The sequence below is a fragment of the Kitasatospora sp. NPDC032150 genome, from assembly GCF_055579945.1.
This window is the reverse complement of sequence record NZ_JBVIMH010000004.1, coordinates 364677-380798: the sequence shown is the minus strand read 5'-3', so window position 1 is coordinate 380798 and position 16122 is coordinate 364677. Positions and strand designations below refer to the sequence as shown.

The 16122-nt window shown below is 72.0% G+C and carries 12 protein-coding genes; 5 read left to right on the top strand and 7 right to left on the bottom strand.

Annotated features, from left to right (window positions below; translation table 11 throughout):
* Positions 1-123: 123 nt before the first annotated feature.
* On the bottom strand, positions 124-1167 hold the full coding sequence (locus ACZ5ON_RS07950; protein WP_465587038.1) for a glycosyltransferase family 2 protein: 1044 nt from the start codon (positions 1165-1167) through the stop codon (positions 124-126).
* Positions 1168-1342: 175 nt separating this feature from the next.
* Here ACZ5ON_RS07950 and ACZ5ON_RS07945 point away from each other — a divergent pair, with 175 nt between their 5' ends.
* The gene (locus ACZ5ON_RS07945; RefSeq protein ID WP_465587035.1) at positions 1343-2974 is read left to right on the top strand and encodes an LCP family protein; all 1632 of its coding nucleotides are present in this window, start codon (positions 1343-1345) and stop codon (positions 2972-2974) included.
* Positions 2975-3179: 205 nt separating this feature from the next.
* On the opposite strand, the gene ACZ5ON_RS07940 is transcribed toward ACZ5ON_RS07945, so the two are convergent.
* The 3 genes from ACZ5ON_RS07940 to ACZ5ON_RS07930 all read right to left on the bottom strand — a co-directional run bounded on the left by ACZ5ON_RS07940 (position 3180) and on the right by ACZ5ON_RS07930 (position 7158).
* Positions 3180-5744 carry an ABC transporter permease gene (locus tag ACZ5ON_RS07940; protein ID WP_465587031.1) on the bottom strand — a complete coding sequence of 855 codons (2565 nt, stop codon included), beginning with the start codon at positions 5742-5744 and terminating at the stop codon, positions 3180-3182.
* Positions 5745-5757: 13 nt separating this feature from the next.
* Entirely contained in the window at positions 5758-6546 is a 789-nt protein-coding gene (locus tag ACZ5ON_RS07935) for an ABC transporter ATP-binding protein (protein ID WP_465587026.1), read from the bottom strand.
* A 507-nt stretch (positions 6547-7053) separates the two neighbouring features.
* Positions 7054-7158: a putative leader peptide gene (locus tag ACZ5ON_RS07930; RefSeq protein WP_465587184.1), complete on the bottom strand. Its 105-nt coding sequence runs from the start codon at positions 7156-7158 to the stop codon at positions 7054-7056.
* A gap of 145 nt (positions 7159-7303) precedes the next feature.
* Between ACZ5ON_RS07930 and ACZ5ON_RS07925 the strand changes: the two genes are divergently transcribed.
* Both ACZ5ON_RS07925 and ACZ5ON_RS07920 read left to right on the top strand, forming a co-directional pair.
* Positions 7304-8635 (top strand): LCP family protein, encoded by a 1332-nt coding sequence (locus tag ACZ5ON_RS07925; RefSeq protein ID WP_465587020.1) that lies wholly within the window; start codon positions 7304-7306, stop codon positions 8633-8635.
* A 414-nt stretch (positions 8636-9049) separates the two neighbouring features.
* Positions 9050-10426, top strand: coding sequence for an MFS transporter (locus ACZ5ON_RS07920; protein ID WP_465587013.1), 1377 nt, complete (start codon positions 9050-9052; stop codon positions 10424-10426).
* Between the two features lie 374 nt (positions 10427-10800).
* On the opposite strand, the gene ACZ5ON_RS07915 is transcribed toward ACZ5ON_RS07920, so the two are convergent.
* Together ACZ5ON_RS07915 and ACZ5ON_RS07910 are read right to left on the bottom strand one after the other, a co-directional pair.
* Positions 10801-11964, bottom strand: coding sequence for an acyl-CoA dehydrogenase family protein (locus ACZ5ON_RS07915; protein WP_465587010.1), 1164 nt, complete (start codon positions 11962-11964; stop codon positions 10801-10803).
* 114 nt (positions 11965-12078) lie between these two features.
* Positions 12079-13230, bottom strand: coding sequence for an LCP family protein (locus tag ACZ5ON_RS07910; RefSeq protein WP_465587007.1), 1152 nt, complete (start codon positions 13228-13230; stop codon positions 12079-12081).
* A 222-nt stretch (positions 13231-13452) separates the two neighbouring features.
* Between ACZ5ON_RS07910 and ACZ5ON_RS07905 the strand changes: the two genes are divergently transcribed.
* Together ACZ5ON_RS07905 and ACZ5ON_RS07900 are read left to right on the top strand one after the other, a co-directional pair.
* Positions 13453-14796 carry a UDP-glucose dehydrogenase family protein gene (locus ACZ5ON_RS07905; protein WP_465587004.1) on the top strand — a complete coding sequence of 448 codons (1344 nt, stop codon included), beginning with the start codon at positions 13453-13455 and terminating at the stop codon, positions 14794-14796.
* Positions 14797-14852: 56 nt separating this feature from the next.
* Positions 14853-15260, top strand: coding sequence for a CoA-binding protein (locus ACZ5ON_RS07900; RefSeq protein WP_465587181.1), 408 nt, complete (start codon positions 14853-14855; stop codon positions 15258-15260).
* 39 nt (positions 15261-15299) lie between these two features.
* Here ACZ5ON_RS07900 and ACZ5ON_RS07895 read toward each other — a convergent pair whose 3' ends face one another.
* The gene (locus ACZ5ON_RS07895) at positions 15300-16121 is read right to left on the bottom strand and encodes a MerR family transcriptional regulator (RefSeq protein ID WP_465587001.1); all 822 of its coding nucleotides are present in this window, start codon (positions 16119-16121) and stop codon (positions 15300-15302) included.
* Between the last annotated feature and the right edge of the window lies 1 nt (position 16122).

The following is a 16122-nucleotide window of genomic DNA, read 5'->3' as shown; positions in this document are numbered from 1 at the left end:
GGGGAGGAGGGGGGTGTGGGGGAGAAAGGGAGAACGAGGCGAAAAACGCCCCCCCCCCCCCCCCCCCCCCCCCCCCCCCCCCCCCCCCCCCCCGCCCCTGGAAGCGTCCTCGCTGCGGACGGGCTACCTCGGGTCGGCGACGCTGGAGTCCATCGGAACCGGGCGCTTGCTGCCGATGACCCGGCGGGCCAGCGAACGCGGGGAGGTGAGGAAGCCGAAGCCCCAGCTCATGTGCATGGTGGCGAGTGCCACCGGCAGCTGGAGGCGGGCCCGGGCGGAGAGTCCGCGTCCCTCGACCACCGAGCCGCCGAGTATGCCGAGCAGGTAGCCACCGGGCAGGACCAGGAAGGCCGGGTGCACGGCGGCTCCCAGCACCGTGCCCGCGACCACGCCGAGCAACGCGGCCGGCGGCGCCAGGTAGCGGAGGTTGACCGAGCCCCTGTGGTAACGGGTGACCACCCGGCGCCAACGGCCGTAGTCCTTGTACTGCTTGGCGAGCGCCTTCACGCTGGGCCGGGGGCGGTAGGTCACCCGCAGCTGCGGGGTGAACCAGATCAGCCCGCCGTCCTGGCGGATGCGGTAGTTGAGTTCCCAGTCCTGGGCGCGGATGAACTCCTCGTTGTAGCCGCCCTGCTTCTCCAGCACCTCGCGGCGGAAGACGCCGAGGTAGACGGTGTCGGCCGAGCCGGCCAGACCGCCGGTGTGGAAGGCCGCGTTGCCGACCCCGATCTTGGAGGTCATGGCGGCGGCGACCGCGTTCTCCCACTCGGTCTCGCCCTCGGCGTGCATGATGCCGCCGACGTTGGCCGCGTCCATCTCGCCGAGCAGGCGGACGGCGGTGGCGATGTACCCCGGGGTGAGCAGGCCGTGGCCGTCCACGCGCACCACTATCGGGTGGCGGGAGCCGCGGATCGCCGCGTTCAGCCCGGCTGGGGTGCGGCCGGTGGGGTTGGGCACGGTACGGACCCGGGGGTCCTCGGCGACCAGTTCGGCGGCGATCTCGTCGGTACGGTCGGAGGACGGACCGAGCGCGATCACCACCTCCAGATCGCCGGCGTACTCCTGCCCCAGGATGTGCCGGACGGCGGTGCGCAGGTGACGTTCCTCATTGAGCACCGGCATGATCACGGAGACCGCCGGCAGCTCCTCAGCAGCCTTGGTGTTCATCGTGGCCAACCGTACCGGCGGCCGACCTGCGTTGTCAGGTTCGGGTTGGCCTCGGCGATCATCCTGGTGGGCCTGTCCTGGCCAGCGCTGCCGGGACGGAACGTTTCGGCGCTCGGTGCGGGTGTCCCGGCGCGCCCCCGTCAGGGGGCGCGATGGCCCGCCTACCATCCGAGAGATGCCCTCCTCAGCCCCCCGAGCTCGCGCTTCGTCCGGTGCGCCCGCCGACCGGCCCGGGGCCACCGCCTCGCCCGGGCCCGCCCGGCGCCGGACCGGGCGCTGGCTGGCCGGCACGGTCGCACTGGCGGTACTGGTCGCCTCGGGCGCCGGCTGGGCGGTGCTCAACGGGGTCGGCCGCTCGATCGACCGGGTGGACGCCTTCGCCGGGGCCGACGACCGCCCCGAGGACGACGGGGGCACCACCATCCTGCTGGTCGGCACCGACGACCGGGACGGCATCCCGGAGGCCACCCTCAAGAACCTGCTGCACGCGGGCGGCGAAGGCTGCCACTGCACCGACGTCATGATGCTCGTCCAGCTCGCCAGGGACGGCGGCCGGGCCAGCGTGGTCAGCATCCCGCGCGACTCCTACGTGACGATCCCGGCCCACCGGGACCCGGCCACCCGCCGGCAGGTGCCGGCCGCGATGGGCAAGATCAACGCGGCGTACGGGATGGGCGGCGCACCGCTCGCCGTCCGCACCGTGGAGCAGGCCACCGGCCTGCGGATCGACCACTACCTGCAGGCGAACTTCCTCGGCTTCGTGGCCACCGTGGACGCGCTGGGCGGGGTCGACGTGTGCACCGCGAAGCCGCTGAAGGACGAGTTCGCGGGCCTGGAGCTGCCGGCCGGGCGGACCAGGCTGGACGGTGCCGGCGCGCTCAGGTACGTCCGCGCCCGACATGTGGACGGCAGCTCGGACCTCGGCCGGATGCACCGCCAACAGCGGCTGCTGGCCCAGCTGTTGAGGCGGGCAACGGACACCGGCACGCTGCTCAGCCCGGGCCGGCTCGGCCGGGTGGTGGACATCCTGCTCAGCTCGGTGAAGGTCGACAAGGGGCTCTCCGCCGAGGAACTGCTGGCCCTGGCCACCCGGTTGAAGGACCTCTCGGCGGCCAACACGGACTTCGCGACCGTCCCGCTCGCCGCGGTGGACCACCAGGTCAGCGGCTGGGGTTCGACCGTCCTGTGGGACCAGCGGGCGGCCAAGGCGCTGTTCGACGCCGTACGGGAGGGCCGGCCGCTGACCGGGCGCTCGGAGACCGCCGCGGGGGCCTCACCCGCACCGCCGTCCTCGCCCGGTGCGGCCGCGTCCGCGTCCGTCCTCACCGCCTCCGCCGTCCCCACCGCTTCCGCCTCCGTCCCCACCTCCGCTGCTTCCGCCACCGCCGCACTGAGCGTGCCGCCCGGGCACATCCGGATCCAGGTGCTCAACGGTGCCGGGGTGCTCGGGCTCGGGGCACGGGTGGACGGGGATCTGCGCAAGCTCGGCTTCGCCACCACCGGGACGCCGGCCAACACCGAGGGGGGCGGCAGCGTGGCGAGGACGGTGGTCAAGTACGACCCGCGCTGGGACAAGTCGGTACGGACGGTCGCGGCCGCGCTGCCCGCCGCACGGTTGGTGCGGGTGCCGGGGCTGGGGGCGACGCTGCAGGTGATCGCGGGCAACGACTACCTGGGAGTCACCGCGCTGCCGAGTCCCACCGAGGTCACGGCGCCGGAACCGTCGCCGTCCCCGGCCGCCTCGCACGCCGGCGGCCCCGTCCCGGCGGTCTCGGCGACCACGGGGAGCGAGATCGGCTGCCGGTGAGGGGCCCGGACGGGCCGTGGACGAGGGCCATGTGGGCGTGGGCCGTGGCCGGGGAGCGCGGGGCTGCGGGAGCTGGCCCTCGAGGTGCGCGGGTGGTCACTCGCACGGTCTTCGACCGAACGGCGGATGGCCGGGTGCACAGGCACCCGGCCATCCGCCGCCCCCGATCCGTCCGGCCCCGACGGACCGGACGGTCGCCGTTCGGTCAGTCCGTGGCGATCGCCGCCAGGACGTTCATCCGTCCGGCCCGGAAGGCCGGGAGCAGGGCGGCCAGCAGGCCGATCACGGCCGAGGACAGCAGGACCTCGACGATCGTGCCGGTCGGGATCGCCAGGGTGGTCAGGCCCTTGCCGGAGAGCACCCGCTGGGCGGTGACGCCCCAGGCGAGGCCGAGACCGGTGCCGAGCACGGCGCCGAAGATCGCGATGATCACCGACTCCAACCGGATCATCCGGCGCAGCTGACGCCGGGACAGGCCGATCGCCCGGAGCAGGCCGATCTCGCGGGTCCGCTCGACCACCGAGAGGGCCAGGGTGTTCACCACCCCGAGGACGGCCACCACGATGGCGAGGAGGAGCAGTCCGATGACCACGTAGAGCAGGGTGTTGACCTGGTCCTGGACGATCTTCTTGTAGCCGGCCTGGTCCTTGACCATCAGCTGCGGGTACGCCTTGAGCGAGTTCTCCAGCGAGTCGAGCACCTTGGCCTTGTCGGCGCCGGCCTCCGCCTTGCCGAACAGCGCGGCGTCCTGCGGGAGTTCGGCGGCCGGGACGACCTTGGCGACGGTGTCGATGGCGGTGAAGAGGTTGCCGTCGAAGAGCGAGTTGCCCTTGGCGGTGATCAGGCCGAGTTCGAGGCTCTGGGTGTGGCCGCGGCCGTAGTCGACGGTGATCCTCTCGCCGACCGAGAGGTGGTGCTTGGCGGCGAAGTCCTCGTCCACCGAGATGCCGCCACCGGTGATCGCGGTGGACGAACCGGCCTTGACGGGGAGGCGGAAGTCGTCGACGAAGGTCGGTGAGACGGCCGACAGCTCCGTCTCGCTCTTGCTGCCGTCCGGCAGCGCGAGGGTGGCGGGGATCTCCTTCTGCTCGGTGAGGTGGTCGAGGCCCTTGACCGACTTGGCGGCGCTTAGCATGGCCGGAGTGAGCCCGGTGCGGCCGCCGTCCACGATGTAGTCGGCGCCGACGCTCCGGTCGATCTGCTCGTTGGTCGAGCTGACCATCGAGGTGGTGAAGACCGAGGCTCCGACGACCAGGGCCAGGCCGATCATCAGCGCCGCGCCGGTGGCCCCGGTACGGCGGGGGTTGCGTATCGCGTTCCGCTGGGCCAGGCGGCCGGCCGGGCCGAAGAGGGCGGGCAGGGCGGCACCGAGCACCCGGACCAGGCCGGCGGCGAGCAGCGGGCCGGTCACCACGAAGCCGATCAGTGTCAGCACCACCCCGAGGCCGAGGAACGAGCCACCAGTGGCGGCCTGGTGCGCCCGGGCCGCCGCGACCAGCAGGGCGGCGCCGCCGGCCGTCAGCACCAAGCCGATCGCGGCCCGGATCCGGTTGGCCTTGGCTTCGGTGGGAGTGCCGTGGTCGCGCAGCGCGGACATCGGGGAGATCCGCGCGGCCCGGCGGGCCGGTATGAAGGCCGCCAGCACGGTGATCAGGACACCGACCGTGTAGGAGGCGATCGGGACGGAGGCGCCGATCTCCAGACTGGCCGAGGTCAGGTTCATCCCGGCCGCGCTCATCAGCCGGACCAGCAGCATGGCCAGGCCTATGCCGCCGAACAGGCCGAGGGTGGAGCCGAGCACCGCGAGGATCAGTGCCTCGACCAGCACCGAGGCGTTGGCCTGGGCCCGGCTGCCGCCGATGGCACGCATCAGGCCGATCTCGCGGGTGCGCTGGGCGACCAGCATCGAGAAGGTGTTGATGATCAGGAAGCCGCCGACCAGCAGGGAGATCCCGGCGAAGCCGAGCATGGCGTACTTCATGAAACTCAGGAAGGAGCCGACGCCCTTGACGTTCTCGGCCTTCTGTTCGGCGGCGGTCTTCAGGTCGAAGCCGGCGCCGACGGCGGTGGCGGCCTCGGCCTTGAGCTGGTCGTTGCCGCGGCTGCCGTCGCCGAAGAGCTCGACCGAGGTGTAGGCGGTGGAGCCGAGCAGCAGTTTCTGGGCGGTCGGGGTGTCCAGGAAGGCGAGTGCCGCGCCCGGGTTGGTGGTCCTGAAGGTGGCGATGCCGGAGATCTTGAGGTCGTAGCTGCCGGACCCGGTGATCAGGCGGAGCGGGCTGCCGAGGCCCAGGCCGGCCTTCTTGGCGGTGTCCGCGTCCAGTAGGACCTGGTCCGAGCCCTGGGGAGCGTGGCCGGAGGTGATCTCCAGGGAGGGGCGCGGGGTCTCGATCCAGTTGCCGGTGAGGGTCGGGGCCCCGGTGGTGGGGCCGACCGTCTTGTTGCTGGCCGGGTCGACCAGGACGGCGTTCGACACGAAGACGTTGCCGATGGCGGTCCTGACCCCGGGCAGCCCGGCGACCTTCCGCACCGTGTCGACCGGGACCGTCCTGGTCTTGCCGCCGACCTGCTGGTCGGCGCTCCGGTCACTGTGCGGGCGGAGTGAGACGTCGGACGCGGTGGAGGCGAAGAGCTTGTCGAAGGTCGAGGTGGCGGTGTTGGAGAAAACCAGGGTGCCGGAGACGAAGGCGACCGAGAGCACCACGGCGATCAGGGAGAGCGCCATCCGCCCCTTGTGGGCGACGAAGCTCCGCAGTGAGGTCTTGAGCAGCATCGGACCGGGCCCCTCAGCTGGTGCGCTTGGCGTCGAAGCGACGCATGCGGGCCAGGACGGAGTCGGCGGTGGGGGCGTGCATCTCGTCGACGATCACACCGTCGGCGAGGAAGAGCACCCGGTCCGCGTAGGAGGCGGCGACCGGGTCATGGGTGACCATGACGATGGTCTGGCCCAGCTCGTCCACCGAGCGGCGCAGGAAGGTCAGCACCTCGGCGCCGGAGCGGGAGTCGAGGTTTCCGGTCGGCTCGTCACCGAAGATGATCTCGGGACGGGCGGCCAGCGCCCTGGCCACCGCGACGCGCTGCTGCTGGCCGCCGGAGAGCTGGGCCGGACGGTGCTTCAGTCGTCCTGCCAGGCCGACGGTGTCGATCACCTGCTCCAACCAGGCCTGGTCGGGCCTGCGACCGGCGATGTCCATCGGAAGGGTGATGTTCTCCAGCGCGTTGAGCGTGGGGAGCAGGTTGAAGGCCTGGAAGATGAAGCCGATCTTGTCCCGGCGCAGCCGGGTGAGTTGCTTGTCCTTCAGGCCGGTGATCTCGGTGTCGCCGACCCAGATCCGGCCGGAGGAGACGGTGTCCAGACCGGCCAGGCAGTGCATCAGTGTCGACTTGCCCGAACCGGACGGGCCCATGATGGCGGTGAACCGGCCGCGCTGGATGTCCACGTCCACCGAGTCGAGCGCCGTGACCCTGGTCTCCCCCGCGCCGTAGGCCTTGGTCAGCTGTCGTGCGGAGGCTGCCGGGGCGTTCTCGCCGCCGGAAAGCCGCGGGTCCTGTACGACCGTCGCTGCCGTCGTCACTGGAGTCTCCTAGATCTGTCGCCCGCCGGTAGACCCGAGCCTGACGCAGACCACCCGCCCGCCGGTATGGTGCGGGCTTCCGTCTTCATCCTCGGGTTGGCCCCACCCTCCGAGGTGCAGCCAGCTTCACCGCCGACCGGTGGAGTGGGGGATGTCCACCACGTTAGGAGCCCGCGGCGAGGGGATCGTCCTACGCCGGGAGGAAGTCGGATGACTCCCGCTGTACGGGACGCGGGGCCCTCTCCCTTAGGGGGACCTCATCGTCCGCCTCGGGGTCGCCCGGGCCCAGCCGAGCTCAACTCGCCAGTGCGGCACCGGTGTTCAGCACCTCGGGGATGCCGGTGCGCCGGGTCAGGGCGGCGGCGAAGGCGTCCACCGCCGGGGCGAGCAGGGTACGGGCGGCCGGCGGCCGGGCCGGCGGCGGTCAGGCAGAGTGCGGGAGCGGCCGGGCACCCACGGCTGCGGGTGCGGCCGCGACGGGCGCGAGGGTCGAACGGTGGCGAGCGGTCAGCCACGACACAGCGAACCGGACACCCTCAGCAGGTCGACGTGCCGCCGACGGGTGAGCCCCCAGCGCTGTTCCGTGCCCGCCGTGCAAACACGCGCCGTCAGAGCCGGTCAAGGTTGATCTCATCGGGTGAACACGCCGGTGACCATGCGGCGAAAGCATCCGACAACTGCATCAAATCTGCTACAAGCGGGCGGCGGGCCACCCCGGCGGCACTGGCGGCCACCGGTTTCGGGCATCCTTCACCCCATGAACACGTGGCAGGAAGACCGCCCGAGCGGCGGCGGCAGCTCGTACGGTCGGGGAGACGGCGCCGGATCCTACGGTCCGGGCGGCGGCGCGGCCGCCGAGCCGCCGCTGCCGCCATCACTCAACCCGCGCGGACCGGGCGCGCAGCGCCGTCCGCAGGGCGGCTACGGCGCGCAGCCCGGGTATCCGCCACGGCCCGGCGCCGCGCCGCAGGGCATGGGCATCCCCGCGCAGCCGGCCCCGGGCGCCGTGCCGCCGGGGCCGGCATCCCCCGGAGCGGTGCCGCCGGGTGCCGTCCCGCCGCCGGCGAGACCGGCGGCCGGGGGCACGGCGAACCCGCGCTGGCCGCGCCGCCGGAAGATCAAGGTGGCCGCGCTGGTGGTGGTCGGCGCGCTGCTGGTGACCGGTGTCGGCACCTACTTCTGGGCCGACTCCAAGCTCAACCACGAGAACACCCTGGCCTCGTACCCGGGCCGCCCGCCCGCCGGGAAGGGCACCAACTGGCTGATCGTCGGTTCCGACAGCCGCGACGGGCTCAGCGACGCGCAGAAGGACGCGATGCACACCGGTACCGACACCGGCAAGCGCAGCGACTCGATGATGATCCTGCACGTCGGGGACCACGGGAACACCCTGATGAGCGTTCCGCGCGACTCCTGGGTGTCGATCCCGCAGCACCTGAACACCAACGGGAACGGCAAGACCATCCCCGCCACCACCTCGAAGATCAACTCGGCCTTCAACAACGGCGGCGGCCAGCTGCTGGTGCAGACGATCGAGTCCAACACCGGCATCCACATCGACCACTACGCCGAGATCGGCTTCGCCGGCTTCGTCGGCATCGTGGACTCGGTCGGCGGTGTGACCATGACCATCGACAAGGACATCTCCGACCAGGACTCCGGCCTCAACCTCAAGGCCGGCCGCCAGACCCTGAACGGCACCCAGTCGCTGGCCTTCGTCCGGCAGCGGCACCAGATGGCCGACCAGGACCTGGGCCGGATGCGCAACCAGCAGAAGTTCCTCTCCGCGCTGGCCAAGCAGGCCGCCTCACCGGCCACCCTGCTCAACCCGTTCACGTTCTACCCGCTGGTCAGCTCGGGCCTGGGCACCCTGATCGTGGACAACGACACCGGTCTGACCGATCTGGGCTCGTTCTTCCTGGCCATGAAGGGCATCTCGGGCGGCAGCGGCAAGACCATCACCGTGCCGATCGGCAACCCCAACTTCCGCGCGCCGGACGGGGAGTCGGCGCTGAAGTGGGATCCGGTGAAGTCCAAGGAGGTCTTCGACGCCTTCAAGAACGACACCCCGGTCCCGGACGTGAAGTAGCAACTCGGGGGCGCGAAGCAGCGACTCCGGGCGCGGGGCAGCCCGCGGAGTGGCGCGGGCATGTGCGCGGGGCCTGCCCGACGTGGCACGGGTCACGCGCGCGGGGCCGCCGACCCCGGCGGGTGAGAAGGGTCACCCCCGCCGGGCTGCCGGGCGGGCAGGGGCGGGGCCGACCCGGTACGACTGGGCAAACGCCGTGTCGACACGGTCCGAGGGCCCGTCCGTTTCGGGACCTTGGTCATGGATTCGGCTGACCTTGGACCTCGTGGCGACCCGTCCGTACCCGGGCACCGTGGACGGTCGCCCGGCGTGCCCGGGCGACGGCGCCGCCCGACCAGCGGCGCCGCTCCCTGTCGTCTACCCGGCGCACGACGTGCGAAAGCACCGCCGTACGCTCCGGAGGACCCGAATCACATGTCCCAGACCATCGACAACGCCCCGTACACCGCCTTCCACCGCAGACTGGCCCTCGCCTGTTCCGGCGGGCCGCTGCTCGACGGCTACATCCTGAGCATCGTCGGCGTCGCCCTGATCGGGATGCGCCCCGATCTCGGCCTGTCAACCGCAGACGTCAGCCTGATCGGCGCCGCCGCACTGGTCGGAATGTTCGTCGGCGGCGCGCTCTTCGGCGTGCTGACCGACCGGATCGGGCGGGAGGTGATGTACACCGCCGACCTGCTCGTCATGGCGCTCTGCTCGGTGCTCTCCTTCTGGGTGGACGCGGTGTGGGCGATTGCCCTGCTGCGCTTCGTGCTGGGCATGGCCGTGGCCGCCGACTACCCCATCGCGACCTCCCTGCTCGCCGAGTGGCTGCCGGTGCGGCACCGGGGCCGGCTGCTCGGCCAGCAGATCGTCGCCTGGTACGCGGGCTCCGTCCTCGCCTACGTGACGGGCTACGCGTTCCTGCGGCTGGCCGGACCGGGCAGCTGGCGGTGGATGCTGGCCAGTTCCACGGTGCTCTGCCTCGTCTTCCTGGTGATCCGCCGCGGCTCGCCGGAGTCGCCGCGCTGGCTCGCCGCCCACGGGCGGGTCGGTGACGCCGTGCGCGTGGTCGAACAGCACCTCGGAGTCCGGGTGGACGGCCGGGAGCTGATGCCCGATCCCGCCGGGGCGGGCCGGCACGGCGGGCTGCGCCTGCTGATGACTCCGTCCTACCGACGCCGCACCCTCTTCTGCGGGCTGTTCTTCCTCTGCCAGGTCGGCCCGCTCTTCGCGACGCTCACCTTCGGGCCGCAGATCCTCTCCTCGTTCGGCATGCCCGGCGGCACGGTGATGGAGACCCTCGGCACCGGGCTGGTCAGCCTCGTCTTCCTGCTCGGCTGCTACCCGGCGCTGCGCCTGATCGACACCCGGGGCCGGCGCCCCGTGATCATCTGGTCGTTCGCCCTGATGACCGTCCCGCTCGCCCTGCTGGGGGTCTGGCCCGCCGCTCCCGCCGCCGTCGCCCTCCTCGCGCTGTGCGCGTACGCCTTCCTGTGCGGCGGCCCGAACGTGCTCGACTGGACCTACCCCAACGAGCTCTTCCCCACCGAGATCCGGGCGACCGCCGTCGGTGTGGCCACCTCGGTCAGCCGGATCGGCGCGGCCGTCGGCACCTACCTGCTTCCGCTCTCGCTGACCGGGCTCGGCACCGGCCCGACCATGCTCATCGCCGCCGGGACAACCGCCCTCGGCCTGCTGGTCTGCGTGCTGTGGGCCGAGGAGACCCGCGGCACCGCGCTGGGTGCCTCGCCAGCCGTCACCGCGGCACCGACCGTTCCGACGCAGCGCGTCCCGCAACCGACGCGCTGACGCCCGACCGGGTTCGCGGCACCTTCGGCCGGCCTGCCTCCCCCTCTTCGGGGTGGGCGGACGGGGTGGGCGGGCCGGCCTTCCCCGTCCGGGCCCGGCCGGCGGCACATCGAGGCGCACGACGGTGCTGGCACCCGGCGCGGACGACCGCCGACAGGATCGAGGTCGCCCGACGAAGCCCAAGCGAACGGCCCCCGGCAGCGTGCCGGGGGCCGTGCTGTCCGTGCAGGTCAGTGGCTGTCTTCAGGCCGGTTCCAGCCCAGGATTTCCCCAGCCTGACGCCCGGGAACGACCCGGAACGGGCCTGGGCGGACCGAAACCCGCGAGCCGGCTTCCACCGCCCCTCAGATGGCCTCTGACCTGTGAAAACCGCCTTACGGCAGGTTGCGCGCCATGACGATGCGCTGGACCTGGTTGGTGCCCTCGTAGATCTGGGTGATCTTGGCGTCGCGCATCATCCGCTCGACCGGGTAGTCGCGGGTGTAGCCGTAGCCGCCGAGCAGCTGGACGGCGTCGGTGGTGACCTCCATGGCGACGTCCGAGGCGAAGCACTTGGCGGCGGCGCCGAAGAAGGTCAGGTCGGCGTCGACCCGCTGGGACTTGGCGGCGGCGGCGTAGGTGAGCTGGCGGGCGGCCTCCAGCTTCATGGCCATGTCGGCCAGCATGAACTGGATGCCCTGGAACTCGGCGATGGCCTTGCCGAACTGCTTGCGCTCCTTGACGTAGCCCTTGGCGTAGTCGAGGGCGCCCTGGGCGATGCCGAGGGCCTGGGCGGCGATGGTGATGCGGGTGTGGTCCAGCGTCTTCATCGCGGTGGCGAAGCCGGTGCCCTCGCCGCCGATGATGCGGTCGGCGGGGATCCGGACGTTGTCCAGGTAGACCTCACGGGTCGGCGAGCCCTTGATGCCGAGCTTCTTCTCCGGCGCACCGAAGGAGACGCCCTCGTCGCCCTTCTCGACCACGAAGGCGGAGATGCCCTTGGAGCGCTTCTCGGGGTCGGTCACCGCCATGACGGTGTAGAACTCGGAGACGCCCGCGTTGGTGATCCAGCGCTTTACGCCGTTGAGCACCCAGAAGTCGCCGTCGCGCTCGGCGCGGGTCTTCATGCCGGCGGCGTCCGAACCGGCGTCCGGCTCGGAGAGGCAGTAGGAGAACATGCCCTCGCCGCGGGCCAGGGCGCCCAGGTACTTCTGCTTGAGCTCCTCGGAGCCGGAGAGCTGGACCGGCAGCGAGCCCAGCTTGTTGACGGCCGGGATCAGCGAGGAGGAGGCGCAGACCCGGGCGACCTCCTCGATCACCAGCACGGTCGCCAGCGCGTCCGCGCCCTCGCCGCCGTACTCCGCGGGAACGTGGACCGCGTGCAGGTCGTTGGCCTGCAGCGCGTCCAGCGCCTCCTGCGGGAAACGGCCCTGCTCGTCCACCTCGGCCGCGTACGGGGCGATCTTCGCCTCGGCGAGCGAACGCACCGCTTCGCGGAGCATCTCGTGCTCGTCGCTGAGCCGGAAGAGATCGAAGTCCGCCCCAGAGTTGCCCGCCATCTGCCTCGCCCCTTGACCGTGTTAGTTACCGTTAAGTAGCAGTATTGATCCTAATTCTAGGTTCGATCCCTGCCTACCCCGTACGTGACGTCCGCGACACCCGCCCGAGCGGGGTCAGCGGACGTTGTCCCCCAGCACGTCACTGGTGGTGCGGTACTCGGCCAGGTACTGCACCATCCGGTCGTTGCGCATGGCCTCCCAGAGCGGGGCCGCCGCGTTCCGGTCCAGCTTCACGGCGGCCTGGCCGTCGATGGTCTCGAAGCCGCCGAACGGCGCGTTCATGAAGGTCACGTCGCCCACCCGGAGGTTGCGCATGCTCCAGGCGAGGTCGTAGAGGTCGCTGTTGCTCAGCTTGTCGTCCACGCTGACCACGTCGCCGACCGACTTCAGCAGGCCGCCGAGCCTGGTCGGGCTGGAGAGGGTGCCCGAGCTGAGGGTCTGCTTCATCAGGGCGCGCAGGAAGTTCTGCTGGCGCTTGGTGCGGTCCAGGTCACCACCCGGCAGTCCGTGGCGCTCGCGGACGTACTGGAGGGCGGTGTCGCCGTCCATGTGCTGGGTGCCGGCGTCCCAGTGGCGGGCGCCGCCGACCGCCTCGACGGTCTTGGGGATGGTGATGTCCACCCCGCCGACCGCGTCGGTCAGCGAGCGGAAGCCGTCCCAGTCGATCACCGCGAGGTGGTCGATCCGGATGCCGGTGAGGTCCTGCACGGTCTGGATCATCAACGCCGGGCCGCCCCAGGAGTAGGCGGCGTTGATCTTCGCCTGGCCGTGGCCCGGGATGTCCACCCAGGTGTCCCGGGCGATCGAGACCACCGAGACGCTCCGACGGGCGGCCGCTATGTGCATCAGCATCATGGTGTCGCTGCGGGCCGCGCCCACCTTCCAGGCCGGGCCCTTGGCCTCGGCGCCGGTGGTCGGCACGTCCGAGCGGGCGTCCAGGCCGACCAGCAGGAAGGTCATCCCGCTGCCCGGGACGGGCTTCGGCTGCGCGGACTCCGGGATGGCGGGGAAGGCGTCCGGGATGCGCTGCACCGAGGACGCGTAGTGGTTCGCCGTCCAGTAGAGCGCGCCGACCCCGCCGCCGAGCACCGCCAGCAGCGCCACCAGCGCCCAGATCAGCACCCGCCGGGTACGGCGCCTGCGCCCGCCGCCGGCCGTCCCGGGCTCCGGCCCGTCGGACTCCGCGGCCGGCCGCTCGTCGAACAGGCTCAGGTGGGCGGGCTGGTCCGCGGCCGGCTCGTGCCGCGCGTCGTCCTTCGAATCCATGCCGGGCATTCTGCCGCCAGTAGATGAGTTCCCGTCATCGGATCGGCAGTTCCAGCGGTCCGCAACCGCCCGGGAACGACATCGTCACCGGGCGGCAGCCACCGCCCCCGGCCGCCGGGCACGGACCGCCGCCGAGTCCCTCCGGCCGCCGGATACCATCAACCCCTGCGGCCGGACGCAGACCCGCACGGTTCCGGCACAACCGACCCAAAGGGGAAGCACGTGACCCTCCGCATCACGGTGATCGGCACCGGCTACCTCGGCGCGACGCACGCCGCCTGCATGGCGGAGCTCGGCTTCGAGGTGCTCGGCCTGGACATCGACCCGGAGAAGGTCGCCGCCCTGTCCGCCGGCCAGGTGCCGATGTACGAACCCGGGCTCGGCGAGCTGCTGCTCAAGCATGTTGCGGGGCAACCGGGTTCGACCGGCAGGCTGCGCTTCACCACCTCGCCCGAGGAGGTCGCCGACTTCGGCGACGTGCACTTCATCTGCGTCAACACCCCGCAGAAGAAGGGCGAGTTCGCGGCCGACATGTCCTACGTGGACGCCGCCGTCGACTCCATCGCTCCGTACCTGACCCGGCCCACCCTGGTGGTCGGCAAGTCCACCGTCCCGGTCGGCAGCGCCGCCCGGCTGGCCGACCGGCTGGCCGAACTCGCCCCGGCCGGAGCCGAGGCCGAACTCGCCTGGAACCCCGAGTTCCTGCGCGAGGGCTACGCCGTCGGCGACACCCTGCACCCCAACCGGCTGGTGGCGGGTGTGCGCAGCGAGCGGGCCGAGCGGCTGCTGCGCGAGGTGTACGCGACGCCGATCGCCGAGGGCGTGCCGTTCGTGGTCACCGACTTCCCGACCGCCGAGTTGGTCAAGGTCGCCGCCAACTCCTTCCTGGCCACCAAGATCTCCTTCATCAACGCGATGGCCGAGGTCTGCGAGAGCGCGGGCGCGGACGTGGTCCAGCTCAGCCAGGCGCTCGCCCACGACGACCGGATCGGCGCCAAGTTCCTCGGTGCCGGGCTCGGCTTCGGCGGCGGCTGCCTGCCCAAGGACATCCGCGCCTTCATGGCCCGCGCCGGGGAGCTGGGCGCCGACCAGGCGCTGACCTTCCTGCGGGAGGTGGACTCGATCAACATGCGCCGCCGCTCCCGGATGGTCGAGCTGGCCCGCGAGCAGTGCGGCGGCGGCTTCCTCGGCCGCCGGGTCGCCGTCCTCGGCGCCGCCTTCAAGCCCAACTCGGACGACATCCGGGACTCCCCCGCCCTCAACGTGGCCGGCCAGATCCAGCTCCAGGGCGCCCAGGTCACCGTCTACGACCCCAAGGCCATGGACAACGCCCGGAAGATGTTCCCCGGCCTGTCCTACGCGACCTCCGCACTGGAGGCCGTCGAGGGCGCGCACGTCGTGCTGCACCTCACCGAGTGGCAGGAGTTCCGCGAGCTGGACCCGGTCGGGGTGGGCGCCCTGGTCGCCGAGCGGCGGCTGATCGACGGGCGGAACGTGCTGGACGCCGCGAAGTGGCGGGAGGCCGGGTGGACGTACCGGGCGATGGGGCGGCCGGGCGTCGAGTAGGAGACCGGGTGGACGGCGGCGGAATGCGCCGGGCCGTGCCGCCGTTGCAGCTGGGCATGACGTACGGAGACGAGGCGGTGGTCCGCCGGGTCCTGCGGGAGGCCGGCGACACCTGGGCGGTGGTCGGGCTGTCCACCAACACCGCGCGGGCGGCCTACGGCGTGGCCCGGGTGCTGCAGAAGGCGGGCAAGCGGGTGGTACCGGTGCACCCCAGGGCGGAGACGGTGCTCGGCGAGCAGGGCTACGCCTCGCTCGCCGAGGTCCCGTTCGGTATCGACGTGGTCGACGTGTTCGTGAACTCCGGCCTGGCCGGGGAGATCGCCGACCAGGCCGTCGCGGTGGGCGCCGGGGCCGTCTGGTTCCAGCTGGGCGTGGTCGACGAGGCGGCCTACGCGCGCACCACCGCCGCCGGGCTGGACATGGTGATGAACCGCTGCCCGGCGATCGAACTTCCGCTGCTCTAGCGCCGCCCAGGGCGGCGCCGCCGGCGGCTCACGGCATCATCAGCCGGTCGGGAAGGCGATGTCGCAGACCGGGTCGGCCTCCTTGGCGCTGCCCCAGTCGGCGAAGTAGACCTCCCGGCCCGGCCCGGTGAGCGGCACCTGTTCCCGCTCCGCCCAGGCACAGACCGCGTCGTAGGCGGAGAGGATCTGCGGGTACTCGACCTGGGCCTTGGTGATCCGGGTGTAGACCTCGCGGTGGGCCGGTTCGATCCGGCCGGGCACGGTGAGGGTGCCCGCGTGGGAGGGATCGATCGGTACGCAGACCTCGACCGGACCGTCGTTGTCCTCGTTGACCTCGCCGTGGTACACCACGAACGGTGCCGCGACCACTCCGCCGTGGGCCTCGGCCGCCTCGGTCAGGCGGTCGGTGGCGGCCGGGATCCACTCCGGCAGGTCCTGGGGAGCGGCGTTGCGCCGCTCGGTGAGCACCAGCTGTTCGGGCACCTCGCGGTGCTGGATCTCGTACATGTCCAGAATCCCTTCGCGTCCTGAGAGTTGGATGCGGAGGTGCACGGCGAGCTCCCGTTGGGCCGCGAGGCGTCGCTCGATGCCGTCCCAGTAGCGTGCCACCAGCGCGGCCCGCTCCCGGCCGGGGACGGCCAGCAGCTCGGCGACCTGTGCCAGGGGCATGTCCAGGCCGCGCAGCAGCACGATCAGCCTGGCGTCCGCCAGCCGGCTCTCGCGGTAGTAGCGGTAGCCGGTGACCGGGTCGACCCGGTCGGGTGGCAGCACGCCCTGGCGGTCGTACAGCCGCAGGGCCTTCTGGGACAGGCGGGCCCGGCGTGCGAACACGCCGATGCTCAGCAGTGCGTCTTCCTCCACG

Bases quoted from the DNA above. Each gene is read 5' to 3' on its own strand.
- ACZ5ON_RS07950 (WP_465587038.1), bottom strand. From the start codon at position 1,167: ATGAACACCAAGGCTGCTGAGGAGCTGCCGGCGGTCTCCGTGATCATG.
- ACZ5ON_RS07945 (WP_465587035.1), top strand. From the start codon at position 1,343: ATGCCCTCCTCAGCCCCCCGAGCTCGCGCTTCGTCCGGTGCGCCCGCC.
- ACZ5ON_RS07940 (WP_465587031.1), bottom strand. From the start codon at position 5,744: ATGCTGCTCAAGACCTCACTGCGGAGCTTCGTCGCCCACAAGGGGCGG.
- ACZ5ON_RS07925 (WP_465587020.1), top strand. From the start codon at position 7,304: ATGAACACGTGGCAGGAAGACCGCCCGAGCGGCGGCGGCAGCTCGTAC.
- ACZ5ON_RS07920 (WP_465587013.1), top strand. From the start codon at position 9,050: ATGTCCCAGACCATCGACAACGCCCCGTACACCGCCTTCCACCGCAGA.
- ACZ5ON_RS07915 (WP_465587010.1), bottom strand. From the start codon at position 11,964: ATGGCGGGCAACTCTGGGGCGGACTTCGATCTCTTCCGGCTCAGCGAC.
- ACZ5ON_RS07910 (WP_465587007.1), bottom strand. From the start codon at position 13,230: ATGGATTCGAAGGACGACGCGCGGCACGAGCCGGCCGCGGACCAGCCC.
- ACZ5ON_RS07900 (WP_465587181.1), top strand. From the start codon at position 14,853: ATGACGTACGGAGACGAGGCGGTGGTCCGCCGGGTCCTGCGGGAGGCC.